Annotated in this window: 15 protein-coding genes and 1 tRNA gene; 8 read left to right on the forward strand and 8 right to left on the reverse strand. The window is 67.1% G+C overall.

The annotated features are described in order from the left end of the window. Window positions 1-73 precede the first annotated feature (73 nt). Window positions 74-739, reverse strand: coding sequence for an alpha/beta hydrolase (locus EMQ25_RS14890; RefSeq protein ID WP_127189390.1), 666 nt, complete (start codon window positions 737-739; stop codon window positions 74-76). Between the two features lie 23 nt (window positions 740-762). Beyond that, window positions 763-1,422, reverse strand: a complete 660-nt coding sequence (locus EMQ25_RS14895; RefSeq protein WP_127189391.1) for a DNA-3-methyladenine glycosylase family protein — start codon at window positions 1,420-1,422, stop codon at window positions 763-765. 14 nt (window positions 1,423-1,436) lie between these two features. Between EMQ25_RS14895 and gluQRS the strand changes: the two genes are divergently transcribed. The 4 genes from gluQRS (at window position 1,437) to EMQ25_RS14915 (ending at window position 3,919) form a co-directional block, all read left to right on the forward strand. Beyond that, window positions 1,437-2,309 (forward strand): tRNA glutamyl-Q(34) synthetase GluQRS, encoded by an 873-nt coding sequence (gene gluQRS, locus EMQ25_RS14900; RefSeq protein WP_127189392.1) that lies wholly within the window; start codon window positions 1,437-1,439, stop codon window positions 2,307-2,309. A 131-nt stretch (window positions 2,310-2,440) separates the two neighbouring features. After that, window positions 2,441-2,635 carry a twin transmembrane helix small protein gene (locus tag EMQ25_RS14905; RefSeq protein WP_127189393.1) on the forward strand — a complete coding sequence of 65 codons (195 nt, stop codon included), beginning with the start codon at window positions 2,441-2,443 and terminating at the stop codon, window positions 2,633-2,635. A gap of 1 nt (window position 2,636) precedes the next feature. Continuing rightward, window positions 2,637-3,215 carry a cob(I)yrinic acid a,c-diamide adenosyltransferase gene (locus EMQ25_RS14910; RefSeq protein ID WP_127189394.1) on the forward strand — a complete coding sequence of 193 codons (579 nt, stop codon included), beginning with the start codon at window positions 2,637-2,639 and terminating at the stop codon, window positions 3,213-3,215. A 20-nt stretch (window positions 3,216-3,235) separates the two neighbouring features. Next, window positions 3,236-3,919, forward strand: a complete 684-nt coding sequence (locus EMQ25_RS14915; protein WP_127189395.1) for a rhomboid family intramembrane serine protease — start codon at window positions 3,236-3,238, stop codon at window positions 3,917-3,919. Window positions 3,920-3,927: 8 nt separating this feature from the next. On the opposite strand, the gene EMQ25_RS14920 is transcribed toward EMQ25_RS14915, so the two are convergent. Together EMQ25_RS14920 and EMQ25_RS14925 are read right to left on the reverse strand one after the other, a co-directional pair. Further along, on the reverse strand, window positions 3,928-4,437 hold the full coding sequence (locus EMQ25_RS14920; protein WP_127189396.1) for a disulfide bond formation protein B: 510 nt from the start codon (window positions 4,435-4,437) through the stop codon (window positions 3,928-3,930). A gap of 88 nt (window positions 4,438-4,525) precedes the next feature. Then, the gene (locus tag EMQ25_RS14925) at window positions 4,526-5,107 is read right to left on the reverse strand and encodes a YqaA family protein (RefSeq protein WP_127189397.1); all 582 of its coding nucleotides are present in this window, start codon (window positions 5,105-5,107) and stop codon (window positions 4,526-4,528) included. 140 nt (window positions 5,108-5,247) lie between these two features. On the opposite strand from EMQ25_RS14925, the gene EMQ25_RS14930 reads away from it, so the two are divergent. Then, a tRNA-Leu gene (locus EMQ25_RS14930) sits at window positions 5,248-5,332 on the forward strand. Between the two features lie 17 nt (window positions 5,333-5,349). On the opposite strand, the gene EMQ25_RS14935 is transcribed toward EMQ25_RS14930, so the two are convergent. Together EMQ25_RS14935 and EMQ25_RS14940 are read right to left on the reverse strand one after the other, a co-directional pair. After that, on the reverse strand, window positions 5,350-6,105 hold the full coding sequence (locus tag EMQ25_RS14935; protein ID WP_127189398.1) for a sulfite exporter TauE/SafE family protein: 756 nt from the start codon (window positions 6,103-6,105) through the stop codon (window positions 5,350-5,352). 48 nt (window positions 6,106-6,153) lie between these two features. Further along, the gene (locus EMQ25_RS14940) at window positions 6,154-7,533 is read right to left on the reverse strand and encodes an aminotransferase-like domain-containing protein (protein WP_127189399.1); all 1,380 of its coding nucleotides are present in this window, start codon (window positions 7,531-7,533) and stop codon (window positions 6,154-6,156) included. A 319-nt stretch (window positions 7,534-7,852) separates the two neighbouring features. Here EMQ25_RS14940 and EMQ25_RS14945 point away from each other — a divergent pair, with 319 nt between their 5' ends. From EMQ25_RS14945 to EMQ25_RS14955, 3 genes are read left to right on the forward strand one after another with little or no spacing between them, the layout of a single operon-like run. Next, a complete protein-coding gene (locus EMQ25_RS14945; protein WP_158626098.1) occupies window positions 7,853-8,833 on the forward strand; it encodes an ABC transporter substrate-binding protein in 981 nt (326 codons plus the stop codon). A gap of 2 nt (window positions 8,834-8,835) precedes the next feature. After that, window positions 8,836-9,642, forward strand: coding sequence for an ABC transporter permease (locus EMQ25_RS14950; RefSeq protein WP_127189401.1), 807 nt, complete (start codon window positions 8,836-8,838; stop codon window positions 9,640-9,642). Beyond that, window positions 9,639-10,412 (forward strand): ABC transporter ATP-binding protein, encoded by a 774-nt coding sequence (locus tag EMQ25_RS14955; protein WP_127189402.1) that lies wholly within the window; start codon window positions 9,639-9,641, stop codon window positions 10,410-10,412. The genes EMQ25_RS14950 and EMQ25_RS14955 overlap by 4 nt, the downstream gene beginning before the upstream one ends. Window positions 10,413-10,415: 3 nt before the next feature. On the opposite strand, the gene EMQ25_RS14960 is transcribed toward EMQ25_RS14955, so the two are convergent. Together EMQ25_RS14960 and EMQ25_RS14965 are read right to left on the reverse strand one after the other, a co-directional pair. Further along, window positions 10,416-11,030, reverse strand: coding sequence for a hypothetical protein (locus tag EMQ25_RS14960; RefSeq protein WP_127189403.1), 615 nt, complete (start codon window positions 11,028-11,030; stop codon window positions 10,416-10,418). Window positions 11,031-11,099: 69 nt separating this feature from the next. Beyond that, window positions 11,100-12,251: a sensor domain-containing phosphodiesterase gene (locus EMQ25_RS14965; RefSeq protein ID WP_280177643.1), complete on the reverse strand. Its 1,152-nt coding sequence runs from the start codon at window positions 12,249-12,251 to the stop codon at window positions 11,100-11,102. Between the last annotated feature and the right edge of the window lie 64 nt (window positions 12,252-12,315).

Consider the following 12,315-nt stretch of genomic DNA (forward strand, 5'->3'; position numbering starts at 1 on the left):
CGGAATCGCGTGCTGTCATGGTGGCTCTATACTATGGCAAAGGTGACAGGCCTGTGAAGCTGCTATGCGTGGGCTAGTGCGCGCTTTTTCGTGATGCGAGGCAGGTCTCGATGAAGCCCTGGGCGAAGGCGAGGCCCTCGGGCGAAATCCCGTGCGCCACGCCCTCGCAGATCCGGAGCGAAACCGGCACGCCCTCGGCCTCGAGCGCGGTCGCCGCCTCTTGCGAGAGCGAGACCGGCACCACCTGGTCGGCGTCCCCATGCACGAGGCAGACGGGCGGGCGGGGCCCGCTGCCATAGGGTCGGGGCGGCACGAGCGCGCCCGAGAACCCGACGATCCCCGCCAGCGTCTCCTCGAGCCAGAGCCCGGTATGGAGCGCCATCATCGCGCCCTGGCTGAACCCGGCGAGAACGGTCTCGCCCGCCCCGAGCCCGGTCTGCGCCCAGAGGGCCTCGAGAAAACCCGAAACCACCGGCCGGGCGCGCGGCACGCCCTCGATCCGGCTTTCGCTGCGCTCGAGCGCGAGAGGAAACCATTGATAGCCCATGGGGCTTTCCGCGCAGGGCTCGGGCGCGTTGGGCGCAACAAAGAGCGCGTCGGGCCAGAGCGCCCGCCAGTGCTGGCCGAGCGCGATCAAATCGTTCCCGTCCGCGCCATAGCCATGCAGCAGGACGACGATCTGGCGTGGCGCGCCCCCGCTCGCGGGCGGCAGCATGGGTCCGGAGAGCGTCTGGGGCATGGGCGGTCCTTCCCGGGGGGAGATCAGAGGGCGATGCCCTCGCGTTCGCGCAGGGCTGCGAAATAGCGCCAGAAGAGGAGCGCCGCTGTCGCGCGATGGGGCGCCCAGAGGGTGGCGATTTCCGAAAGTGTCGCGATGTCCGGCCGCCCGTCAAGCCCCAGCCCGTGCGCCACCGCCTTCTGCAGCGCCAGGTCGCCCGCAGGAAAGATGTCGGGATGGCCCGCGCAGAACATGAGATAGATCTCGGCGGTCCACGGGCCCACCCCGCGGATCGAAGTGAGCGCGGCCACCGCATCGGCAACGGGCAGCGCCTCGATGGCGAAGAGATCGAGGCTTCCGGTAACGATCGCCTCGGCCGCCGCCCTCAGGGTCGCGATCTTGCCCTTGGAAAAGCCCGTCGCGCGCAGCGCGCCCTCGTCGATCAGAAGAAAACGTCTGGGGTCGGTCGCGCCCTCGATCTCGGCAAAGCGCGCCCAGATCGCCCGTGCGCTCGCAACCGACAATTGCTGCCCGCAGACGGTCTTGGCGAGCCCTTCAAAGCCGGGCACGCTCAGCCGCGGCATGAGGGGCCCGGCCCGCTCGGCGACCACGACGAGCCGCTCGTCCCGCGCAAGCAGCCCCGCCAGGTGCCGGGCGAGGATCGCCTCGGTCTCGAGCCGCTCTAGGGCCGGCTCACCGCTCATGATATGGCTTTGCCATGGCTTCGTCCCTTGCTCATCGCCCCCGCCTGCGCTTCGCGCCGAGCCCGAACGGACGGCTCCATCTGGGGCACGCCTTTTCGGCGCTCCTCACCTTCGGGGCTGCAGAGGCGCTCGGCGGAGAGGCGCTCCTGCGCATCGAAGACATCGACATCAGCCGCTGTAAACCCGAATTCACCCGCGCCATCTTCGAGGACCTCGCCTGGCTCGGCCTGCGCTGGCCCGAACCTGTGCTCGTCCAGTCGACCCGCTTTGCCGCCTACCGGGCCGCTGCCGAGGCGTTGGAAAGGCGCGGGCTCCTCTATCCCTGCTTCTGCAGCCGGCGCGAGGTCGCCGCGGACGCCACACACGTCGATCCCGATGGCGGGCCGCGCTATGGGGGGCGCTGCCGGCATCTGGCGCAGGGTGACCGCGATCGCGCGATCGCCGCGGGCGCGCCCCATCTCTTCCGGCTCGATATGGCCCGCGCCATCGCCGAAGCGGGGCGGCCCGAGATCCCCGAAGCCGAGATCCTGCCCGACCATCGGCTGGGGTCGCCGACCCTCCGGGCTTCGGATCCCGCGCGCTGGGGCGACGTCGTCCTCGTGCGCCGGGACATCCCGACGAGCTACCACCTCGCCGCCGTCCTCGACGACGCCCATCAGGGCATAACCCATGTGACGCGCGGCGCGGACCTGCTTGCGGCGACCGACATCCACGTGCTCCTCCAACGCCTCCTCGATCTCCCCCATCCGGTCTATGCCCATCACGGCCTCGTGCGCGATGCGGGCGCCGAAAAGCTCGCCAAATCCCGCGGCTCGGAAAGCCTCGCGGACCTTCGCGCCCGGGGCTGGACCCCGGCCGATATCCGCGCGCGCCTCGGGTTCGGCTGAGACCATTTGCCGGGCCCGATCCGGTTCACCTTGGCCCCAATTCATGGCATTGATCATCGATTGCTGGCCGGGCCGGTCCATTCGGGCCGCTGATGCGTTAAAGAGCCAGAACCGACCAACCGGGTTTATTCATGCAGGACCTCCTCAACTTCGCCATCGTCATCGCGGTGGTCATCGTCGGCATCATCCTCCTGATGGGCCTGTGGAACATGCTCAAGGGCGGCGACGGCAACAGGAGCCAGCAGCTCATGCGCCTGCGCGTCATCGCTCAGGCGGTCGCGGTCATCCTGATGATGGGCGCGCTCTTCTTCTTCGGGAGGGGCTGAGATGGTCCGGCTCAACAGGATCTACACCCGCACCGGCGATGACGGCACCACCGGGCTCGTGCGCGGCCCGCGCCGCAAGAAGCATGATCTGCGCATCGAAAGCTTCGGCACGGTCGACGAGGCCAATGCGGTGATCGGCATGGCCCGGCTCGAAACGAGCGGCATGCCGCGCGTCGATACGCTCCTTGCGCGCATCCAGAACGATCTCTTCGATCTGGGCTCCGATCTGGCCACCCCCGGGGCGGACGATCCCGATGCGCCCGCCTCGCTCCGGATGACGGCGGCGCAGACCGCCTGGCTCGAAGCCGAGATCGATGCGGCCAATACCGAGCTCAGCCCGCTTACGAGCTTCGTCTTGCCCGGCGGCAGCCGGCTCGCCGCCCTCTGCCATCTCGCGCGCACCATCACGCGGCGCGCCGAACGGCTGGTCGTCGCGCTCGGCGAGGCCGAGCCCGGGCTCAACCCGCATGCGCTCACCTATCTCAACCGGCTCTCGGACCTCATGTTCGTGCTTGCGCGGGTGGCCAACAATAATGGAGAAAAAGACGTGCTCTGGGTGCCGGGGCAGCACCGGCAATAGGGCCGGCCGGGGGGACGGGCATGTTTCTGCCGCTGCACGATCGCAATCCGATCAAGCATGTCGATTTTCCCTACGTCACCTATGGCCTGATCGGGGTCACGACCCTGGTCTTTCTCTTCCAGTCCATCCTGCCGCCCGCGCAGTTCGACGATCTCGTCGTTGCATTCGGCATGATCCCGGTCGTCGTCAGCAATCAGGTGACGGGGCCGGCGCCCTGGCTGCCCGACCAGCTGACGCTCCTCACCTATGCGTTCCTGCATGCGGACTGGATGCACCTGCTGTTCAACATGCTCTTTCTCTGGGTGTTCGGGGATAATATCGAGGATGCGCTGGGCCATGTGCGCTTCCTCGTCTTCTATCTCCTCTGCGCGGCGCTGGCGGGGCTGGCGCATATGGCGTTCGATTATGGCGGCTTCGGCCCCTTGATCGGGGCCTCCGGCGCGGTCGCGGGGGTGATGGGCGCCTATCTCGTCCTCTACCCGCATGCGCGGGTCTATGTGCTCTTCCGGCTGGTCATCCCCATCCCGCTGCCGGTTCCCGCCTTCTGGATGCTCGGGGCATGGATCGGCACGCAGCTCTTCTACGTGCTCGTGGGGTCCGATGACGGCGTCTCGTGGTGGGCCCATCTCGGCGGCATCGCGGCGGGGGCCCTGCTCGTCGTCCCGATGCGCAGGCGCGGCATCGCGCTCTTTGGCGGCCGGTGACCCGGCGCTCAGGCGTTCCGGCGCAGGCCGAGCACGAGGGCGATACCGCTGAGGAGTGTCACCCCGAGCGCAACGAGCGCGTTGTAGCCGGCCAGCGAGAGCCCGAGGAAACGGAACTGCACTTGGTCGCAGGGCACGATGCGCGCCGCATTGATGTTGTTAAGGTCATCAAAGCTGATCGCCGCGCCGGTGCCGGTGCACGATGTGGGGCCGGGCCAGAAGCCCCATTCCACCCCGGCGTGATAGACGCCAAGCCCCGTGCCCCAGGCAAAGAGCAGGACGACGAGCCCGAGCGCCAGCGCGCGCACGAGCCGGGGCAGGCGGGCCCAGAGGAGCAGCACCAGCAGGAGGATCGGCAGGCCCCAGTAATAGGGAATGCGCTGCTCGAGGCAGAGCGTACAGGGCACGAGCCCCCAGATATGCTCGGATGCGAGCGCGCCCAGGATCGCGATGGACCCGAGGACGAAGGCTGCGAGGCCGGCGAGCCGGGCATGGGAAGCGGCAAAAAGGGCGGCCATGGACGAACGCGGGATCTTGGTGCTGACGATGGGATTGGGCTTAATCGGGTCGGGCCGGGAAGGCCAGTCCTTCCCTCTCTTGTGATGATTACCCGAAGAGACGGATCGCCGCGAACCCGCCCACAAGGAGCGCGCCGAATATGGCCGTCATCAGGCCGAGCCGCTTTTCGATGAAGAGCCGGATCGGCTCGCCGAAGAAGTAGAGAAGCCCGGCAACGAGGAAGAACCGGCTGGCGCGCGCGATGATCGAGGCGATGATGAAAGCGGGCAGGCCGAGCCCGGTGAGGCCCGAGGCGATCGTGATGACCTTGTAGGGGAAGGGCGTGAACCCCGCGATGAAGACGATCAGCAACCCCCATTCGTTGAAGGCGAGCTGAAAGGCCTCGAAGCGGTCGGCATAATGGTAGAATTCGAGGATCGGATGGGCGACCGGCTCGAAGAGCATCGCGCCGATGAAATAGCCGAGCAATCCGCCGAGCACCGAAAACACCGTCGCCACGCCCGCCCAGAGCCAGGCCTTGCGCGGCTCTGCCACGCACATGGGGATGAGCAGCAAATCGGGCGGAATGGGAAAGAACGAGCTTTCGACAAAGCTCACCCCGGCAAGGGCGCGCGGCGCGTGCCGGCCGCGGGCAAGCGACATGGTCCAGTCATAGAGGCGGCGCAGCATCGGTCTCTCCGGGCGGGGGCTCGGGGTCCTCTGTGGCCGCCTCCGGCCGGGCTGTCAACGACAAGGCGGCCTTGGGGCGCGCCGTTCGGCATTGACGCTGGGGGCGCTTCGCGCTAGTGCCGGGGCCGGCCAGTGCTCTTGCGGGTGTGGTGGAATTGGTAGACGCGCCGGACTCAAAATCCGGTTCCGAAAGGAGTGTCGGTTCGACCCCGACCACCCGCACCAGCCCCGTTCATCGGGGCTCAGCGTCCGGCCATGATCGTGAGGCTGCTCCAGATGAGCGGCACGGCCGACGCCATCAAGACGAGATAAATCAGCCTGTCGAACACGCGCCGCTCGAGCCGCCCGGCAATCGCATTGCCGATGAAGAGCCCGATCCCCGCCGGCAGGAGCGCGAAGACCCCGGTCAGAAGGCTCTGCTCGGTTGAGATGCCCGAGCCGACCAGCAGTGCGAGCTGGATCATGATGAAGAGGAAGAACATCGAGGCGAGGCTGAACATGAAGCCCTGCCGCACGAGCCCGATGGCATGGAAATAGGTGGCGCCGACCACACCCGACAGGCCCGTCGCCCCCTGCAGGAAGCCGGCGCCGAACCCCACCACCGGGGCAAGCCGCGACCCGGCGCGCTCGGAAAGGTGGAACTCTACGGCGCTGAGGCGCAGCCCGACATAGCCGAGCACGGTGATGCCGAGCGCAAGCTCGAGATATTCCCCCGAAGCCTGCGACAGGAGCCAGGTGCCCGGGAAGATCGCCGCGACGCCCGCCACGAGAAAGGCCGGCAGGAAGCGCACGCCATGGCGCGCCGCGCGAAACTGCCACATCTGCCAGGCATTGGTCACCGCCATCGGCACGGCCACGATCGTCACCGCCTGCGGTACGCCGATGAAGATCGAGAGCACCGGGATGGCGATCATCGGCAGGCCGAGCCCGACTGCGCCCTTGATCATCCCGCCCGCAAAGATGGTGAGAGCGACCAGCGCGAGGATCGTCAGGGACATTGGTTGGCCTTCGCTCGTGGTGGCGCCCGGCGCCAGGGCAATGGGTGCTCAGACGAGCGAGATTTCCTCGACGCTGCCGACGATCTCGGCGATGCGCTTGAGCGCGCCTTCGAGCGCCTCGAGGCTTTCGGCGCCGCCGAGGCAGAGCCGGACGCCGTTGAGCTGGTTGCCATTGCCCCCGCCCACCGCGCTCGAGGCGGCCAGCCGCAGGCCGGAGGAGTTGGCCTGCGCGATCAGCGTGTCGAGCGTCCGGCCACGCGGCAGTTCGAGCCAGACGTGAAAGCCGCCCGGCACCGAAACCGGCGACAGCCAGGTCCCGAGCGCCGCCTGCGCGGCGCGCTGGCGTTTCATCGCCTCCTCGCGCTTGCGCCGCGCCTGGTCGGCAAGCTGCCCCCCGCGAATGGCGCGCCGCACGACTTCGGCCATGGCCGGCGTCGCCATCCAGCCGGTGGCGCGAAGCGCGTTGATCGCCTGCCCGCGGAAGGCCGTGGGCGGCACGAGCGCGCCGATGCGTAGCCCCGGCGACAGGCATTTGGCAAAGCTCACCGCATAGAAGGCGCGTTCGGGGATCATCGCCGAGACCGGCAGCAGCGGCTCGTGAGGCAGGAAGCCATAGGCATCGTCCTCGATGAACCAGGCGTCGCGCCGGCGCACCACCTCGGCGATTTCGCGCCGACGTTCGGGCGGCATGCTTCGCCCGGTCGGCGTCTGGTAGGTCGGCATGGCATAGACCGCCCGTGCGCCGGTTTCGCCGAGCGCGGTGTCCAGCGCTTCTGGCACGAGCCCGTGTCCGTCCATCCTCACCCCGTGAATGCGATAGCCCGAAAGCGCCGAGAGCGAGGTTATCCCAGCATAGGTCAGCTCCTCGGTCAGGATCGTGTCGCCTGAAGCTGCGACCATCGAGAGCGCAAGGAAGAGCCCATGCTGGGCGCCATGGGTGATGTAGACCCGTTCGGCCGAAACGGGGTAGCCGGTCTCCTCGAGCCAGTCGGCTACGGCGGCCCGATGCTCGGCCATGCCCTGATGGGGCAGGTAGGCGCAGAGCCCGTGTACCGAACTGTCCCCGGCGATCTCGGCGAGCAGGGTTTCGACCAGTGCCGTCGCGCCGGTGTCGGGCGGTACGTTGAGCGCGAGGTCGACGAGGCCGGGTCCGGCATCGCGCCGGGGCTCGGCTGCCGGGCTCGGGCGGTTGTCGACGAAAGTACCCCGTCCCACTTCCCCGCGGATAAGTCCGCGGCGTTCGGCCTCCGCATAGGCGCGCGACACCATGCCGACACTCACCCCCAGCAGGCCCGCCATCTCGCGCTGCGGCAGCAGCCGCGTTCCGCTCACAAGCGTACCCGAGGCGATGTCGCGTTCGAGTGCGTCGACGATCGCGCCATAGCGCGGCGTGTCAATCTGGTCGAGGCGAGGGAGCCATTCAGCCATCAGCGGTCCGTTTCCGGGATCGTCCCTGCGGGGATAGGCGAAGCGTTTTGCCAATTCAACTGGATTGTGCCCCGGGGATAAGATCCTTCACCCGATTGTATCTGCAGGAATTGCAAGATCGAGTGCAATTTCTGCTCGTTTCGCACAAATTTGATCATGCCCTTGACATTGTGCGGCATCAATCCGTACCGTCCGTGGGAATGAACCCGTTCGTGCGGGTACGATGTTGACGCCGGGCTGAGGAGGCTGGCGGACTGTGCTTCGATCAAGGCCATAAAGGCCTGATCGCATTCGATTTTCCATTCCGAGGGAGGACATGATGAAACCCGTATCAATCACCAGCGCGCTTGTCGCTGCGAGCCTGATGGCGCTTCTGCCGGGGCAGGCACTGGCCCAGGATGCACTCGAGGAGGTGTCGATCGTCGTCTTCGGCCCGCCCTCGCTCGGCGCCTTCTTGCCCCCAGTCATCAAAGCCCAAGGCCTCGACACGCGCCACGGGCTCGACATTTCCTTCGTCGAACGCACCCCCGACGCCTATACCGCGCAGTTCAATTCGGGCGAGTTCCGGGTTGGCGGCAGCGCGGCGCTGCTCACCGTCGGGCTCGCCGAAGCGCGGGGGGTACAAGTCTCTTACCTCTTCAATCTGTTCGACTTTTGGGGCGCGGTGGTCACCGCCAACGATGCGGTCCAGAGCCTTTCGGACATCGAGGGCCGGGAACTTGCCGCCGCCGCCGGCACCACGAACTACGTGATGTTCAACTGGTTCGCCCGCGAGATGGGCGTCGACACCTCCAACGTCTCGGTCGTCAACACCGCCACCCCGGGCCTCGTCGGCTACGCCATGGCCAACCGCGCCGATGCCATCCAGCTCTGGGAGCCGGCCTACACCTCGCTCGTCGCCCAGCGCCCCGACATCCGCACGCTCGACCTCAACATTCCCGAGGCGTGGAGCGCCTTTGCCGGCTCCACCAACATCCCCTATCTCGGTGTGGCGGCTCATGTTTCCTGGATCGAGGAGAACGAGGCGCTCGTCCCGCGCCTCTATTCCGCCTACAAGGATGCGGCCGACTGGGTTGCCGCCAATCCGGACGAAGCCGCCGCGATCATCGCCGGCCAGGGTACCGCGGAATATCGCGACAGCCTCGGCGAACTCATCCGCAACAATGAGCGGCTGGGGCTCAACGTCCAGTGGGCCGGGGACGTCGACGAGGAGATCCGCAAGGTCTACGAGGCCGGGGAATCCATCGGCTTCCTGCCCTCGACCCCGACCGATGAGACCATCTACTCCGGAGCGCGCTGAGCATGGCCGCGACATCGGAGAGCGGGCTGGAAAGCTGGCGGCTCGTGGGCTTTGGGCGGCGGATTCTCATGGGCGTCGCGCCCTTTGCGGCGATCGCCGCGGTGTGGCAGTTCGCGTCGCTGTTCTTCCCGGGCTACCTCTTTCCCTCGCTGGTGGACGTCTTCTGGCGATGCCTCGCCATCCTGACTGACTGGTCGGCGTTCTCCGATGTCCTCGCCACGGCCGGGCGTATCCTCGCGGGTCTGGCAGGCGCCTTCGTCTTCGGGTGCCTACTGGGCTTCCTCATCGTTCAGTCCCGGCTCGCGGACCGTTTCCTCTCGCCGGTGCTGATCTTCTTCCAGGGCATTCCGGCCCTGTCCTGGGTGGTTTTTGCCATCATCTGGTTCCATGGCGTCGAGTTCCGCATCCTCTTCATCATGGTGGTCACCACCCTTCCGGCGTTCACCTTCCAGGTCGTGGGCGCGCTGCGCGCCATGCCCAAGGATCTCCTGGAGATGGTGATGAGCTTCCGCCCCTCGCGTCTCAAATTCTTCCGGATGATGGTGCTGCCATCGGTGCTGCCGGAGATCCTCACCGCCTGGAAAGTCAATCTGGGCAATGCTTCGCGCGTCGTCGTCGTCGCCGAACTCGTCGGCGCTTCGGGCGGGGTCGGCTATCAGCTTCTCCAGCAACAGCAGCTCTTCGACATGGCGGGCGCGCTCGCCTGGACCCTGCAGCTCGTGTTCTTCGTGCTGCTCTTTCAATGGGTACTGACCCTCATCGAGACCTTCGCCTTTCGCTATCGCGCCGTATCGGAGCGTGCACTATGACCAGCAAAGATCAGGCCTCCGCGCCCGAAATCCGCTTCGACCGGGTGTCGAAAGTCTTCGGCAGCCCCGACGCGCCCAGCGGTGTCTTCCGGGCGGTGGACGACCTCTCGCTCGACATCGGACGGGGCCAGCTGGTCGCGCTCCTGGGCAAGACCGGATGCGGCAAGTCCACCATGTTCAACATGATCGCGGGACTGTCCGAGCCCTCCGAAGGCACCGTACTGGTGTCCGGGCAGAACCCCTTCCGCAATTTCGACTGGTTTCGGGGAAAGATCGCCATCGTGTTCCAGAACGATCGGCTGCTCCCTTGGCGGACGGCGATCCAGAACGTCGAGCTGGGGCTCGAAATGCTCGACATCCCGAAGGCCGAGCGGCGCGACACGGCAAAGCAATGGCTGTCCAAGCTCGGTCTGGCAGGGCATGAGGATGACTATCCTCACGCGCTTTCAGGCGGCATGCGACAGCGCGTCTCGATCGCGCGGGCGTTTGCGACGAATGCAGAACTGCTGCTCTGCGACGAACCATTTTCCGCACTTGACGAAATCACGGCCCAGAAGCTCAGGACCGAATTTGCCCGGCTCGTGCGCGAAAACGGCAAGACCGCCGTTTTTATCACCCACTCGATCAACGAGGCTTTCGACATCGGCGATCGCATCGTGGTGCTGAAGCGTCCGGCCCGGATCGCCCATGACATCGCCATGTCGGCAGACGTCGACCTCGAGGAGCGCGAAAAGATCAGGGAGACCATCCGGGCCTCCCTGTCACAATAAAGGCTAGCTGCGGCCGAGGCCGGGGAAAACGGGCGGGACGACGGCATAGCTCGCGCGATGCTCGCGCACCTCATCAGCCGTCAAGGGGTCGGTATCGTCGCTGAAACCGGCCCACCCGGTGTCTTCGAACGCGCTGCGGCGTTCGGAGATGTCGACATGCCCCGACTGCCGAAGGATGGCGGCGGCGGCGTCCACCTCGTCTTCGGAAACCCGTGCCGTCACCAGCGTGCCGCCACGCCTTATGCCCTCGGCATAGACATGCGCGTCGGCTTCGGAGATACCTGCCTCGGTCAGCGCGCCGACGATGCCGCCCGCTGCCCCGCCCACGGCGGCGCCCGCTGCGGCGCCGAGCAGGGTCGAGGCGAGCCAGCCACCCGCGACCACGGGTCCAATGCCGGGAATGGCCAGGGCGCCGAGCCCCGCCAGCAGCCCGCCGGCGCCGCCCAGTGCAGCACCGATGCCGGCGCCTCCGGCCGCTGCGTCGCCGACGTCGTGCTCGCCTTCGGCATTGTTGGAAACAAGGCTGATGTGATCGCTCGAAACGCCGGCTTCTTCGAGCGCGTGCACGGCATCGCGTGCCGCCTGATGGGTGTCGAACAGTCCACTGATTACGCGCATGTCGTCCTCCTCAAGGGTGTTCCCGATTGGAGGGGAAACGGAAGAGGCGGGCGCTCTGTTCCCGGCAGTCTAGCGGCGGGTTTTTGCCAGGGCTACGGCGTCCGTCAGCGCCATGGGACGGCCCAGATGGTAGCCCTGCGCGCGGCCCACCCCGAGCGCTCGAAGGGCCTCGAGCTCGCCCGGCGTCTCGACGCCCTCGGCGATGATGGCGCTCCGGGTTTCCCCTGCAAAGCCGATGAGCGCGGAGGCCATGGCGCGACGGGCCGGATCGGTATCGATATCCCGGGTGAGGCTGACGTCGAGCTTAATGAGGTCAGGCGCGAGCAGCAGGATATGCCGCAGGCTCGCATACCCCGCGCCCGCGTCGTCGACGGCGAGTTGCAGGCCGCGGGCCCGTAGCGGGCCCAGTTCCCGCGAGAGCGCGTCGTAATCGGCGACGTGCGCGTGTTCGGTGATTTCGAGTTCGATGCGCTCGGCCGGCGCGCCTGCAAGCAGTTCGGAGAGCGCGCCGGTCAGAATGGTCTCAGGGGAGACGTTGAGCGCGAGGCGCAGGTCCGGGGGGAGGGCCGGAAGGGCGCGCAGCGCGATGCGGATCGCGGCCATCTCCAGCTCGGGGCCCAAACCTACTTCCGCCGCTTCGGCGAACCAGAGGTCGGGCGTGCGCGCATCCTCGCCGCCAAAGCGCGACAGGCATTCAAAGCCGGTGAGGCGGTTCTCGGCCAGGGCGTAAATGGGCTGGTAGACCGTGCCGATGAGGCCGCGCGAAATGGCGCCGCGCACCCTCTCGATCTTCGTCGCGCGGCTGTCGGCGAGCTCGGATTCCCGCTCGATCTGCAGGGCCGTCAGGTCGGCGAAGGCCCTGAGCATCGCGAGGTCGCGATCATCGAGCCCGGGCTTTGGGGCATGGGAAATGCAGCAGAAGCTTCCATAGATCCGGCCGCTTGCGAGGCGAATCGGCACGCCCATATGCGCGCCGATCCGGAACTGAGATGTCTCGGGCAGCGCACGCGCCTCAGGGTGGCGCGCCGTATCGGTGATGAGTTCGGGAAGCGAGCCTTCGACGACGCGGATGCAATAGCCTTCGCTCAAGGGCATGGACTGGCCGACCGCGATACGCGGCTCGTCGACACGGGTGTCGACATAGCGAAAATACCGGCGCCCCGCCGCAAACTCGCTGACGAAGGCGATATCCATGTCGAGATGGTCCCGGATGGCGCGCAAAGCGCTGCCAACGCCTGTGGTTAGGCGCTGGGCTCGACCTCGCCCATCTGCTCCTGGCTCAGAC

The organism is Arsenicitalea aurantiaca, assembly GCF_003994485.1.
Taxonomy (GTDB): domain Bacteria; phylum Pseudomonadota; class Alphaproteobacteria; order Rhizobiales; family Devosiaceae; genus Arsenicitalea; species Arsenicitalea aurantiaca.